The sequence below is a fragment of the Nonomuraea sp. NPDC051941 genome, assembly GCF_044593615.1.
Window position 1 is genome coordinate 1 of sequence record NZ_JBIUCF010000142.1, and the last position, 1787, is coordinate 1787.

Genomic DNA, 1787 nt, shown 5'->3' on the forward strand with positions numbered 1-1787 from the left:
AGGACCCCGTTGGGGATCTCTCATCTCGCGCATCGGTGGAGCAATCGGGATAAATGGGTTCTTCGTGTTGGCTCCGGTGGAATGCCGTGTTCCCAGGCGTGGATGCGGATGAGGTTGATGGCCGCGGCGGCCAGGCAGTGGCCCAGGTGAGTGCGTTGCAGGCCGCGGTAGCGGCTGCGGCGCAGGCCGGTGCGGGAGGTCAGCTGGTGGACGGTGGACTCGATGCCGGCGCGGGGCCGATAGCGGTGTCGCCAGGCGGGGGTGTCCTGCTCTCGGCGGCGTTGCTGGAGGGCGGCCCGCTGGCGCGGGTGGCGCAGGGTCAGCGCCCGTCCCCATTGCGGGTTGTCGGCCGTCGTGCACCGCTGCCGCAACGGGCAGGCGCGGCAGCCTGCGGCGGCGAAGCGTACCTGGATGATGGGGACGCCTTTGGCCGAGTGGGTCGGGGCCCAGGAGATACTGGTGTGCCCGCCGGGGCAGAGGGCGGTGCGCGCCTGGTCGTCGATGAGGAAGTCCTCGTGGGTGAAGCGGCCGTCAGCCGCGGCCGCGGTGATGGGGCGAGCGGGGCCGATGAGGACGACGCCGCGGACCTCGGCGGCCTCGACCAGGGCCGCAGCGGTGATGTAGCCGCTGTCGAGCAGGTGCTCGGCGGGCAGCAGACCGCGTCGCTCAAGACGCTGGTGGATGCCCGGCAGCGCGGCGCTGTCGTCGCCGTCGGCGGCGGTGCCGGTGGCCACGTCCGTGATCAAGCGGGGCGCCTCCGCCTCACAGGTCTCGGTCACGTGCAGGGTGTAGCCGACCCAGCCCTGCCCGCGCTTGGCCCCGTAGCGGGCCTGCGCATCGTGCGGGCTGGCCGTGCGCTGGGCCCCGGGCGGCAACTGCGCGCCTTCGCGGGGGCGCACGCCGTGCTCGTCGCGCAGGTACTGCTCATCCCAGCAGCGGCGCAGCGCCGCCAGAGCGGGGATCAGGCGCAGCCACGCCGGCGCCCGGGCATCGTCGATCTCCTCCAGCAGGAGGAAGCCGTCCTGCCCGACCTGACGCAGCCACTGCTCGCGGTCGGCGCCGGGCAGGTCCCCGTGCCAGGCGTCGATCCGCTCCCCGTAGCGGCGCAGCCACCGTTCCTCCTGCCCGGCCAGCGCCTCCTCCAGCCAGGACGGGTGCGCCACGGCCAGCGCCTCCAGCGCCGTGCGCAGCACCTCACCGACGAACTCCATCCGGTTGAGCAGCCGCACATCGGCCAGAATCTTGGTGGAATCGGTCCGCTGCCGCCCTCCTGGGCGCAGCAGCCCGCGAGCGGCGGCCACCTCCAGTACCGCCTCGAAGATCTTTTCCTCCAGGCCGTGCTCGGCCAGCCGGGCGCGGAAGTCGCTGAGCACACTGTGATCGAACCCTGGATCCGTCAGCTCCAGCCCCAGCAAGTACTTCCAGTCCATCCGAGCCCGCACCGCCTCGGCCGCCCGCCGGTCGGAGAGGTTGTCGGCGTACTGCAGTACCGACACCGCCGCCAGCGCGCCCGGCGAGATGGCCGGGCGCCCATCGGCGGGGAACGCCTCGGCGAACAACTCGTCCGAGAACACCTCGCCCAGCGCATCGCGCAGCCATACCGCCAGGGTGCCCTTGGGGAAGGCCGCCGCGACCACCCGGGCGGTCAACTCCGGCACCTCCCGCCTGCCTTGCTGCTCCAGCATCGACCTCGCCTCCCTCGCCCACCCGCCGACTTTCACCATCAGTGTCGATTTGATAGCTCAATGAACACAATGGCCGCAATGAGAGATCCCCAACGGGGTCCT

Annotated in this window: 1 protein-coding gene; it reads right to left on the reverse strand. The window is 71.9% G+C overall.

The window, feature by feature from the left end:
* Window positions 1-20: 20 nt before the first annotated feature.
* Complete coding sequence (locus ACIHFD_RS67840; protein WP_397375964.1) at window positions 21-1685, reverse strand: IS1182 family transposase; 1665 nt, start codon at window positions 1683-1685, stop codon at window positions 21-23.
* Between the last annotated feature and the right edge of the window lie 102 nt (window positions 1686-1787).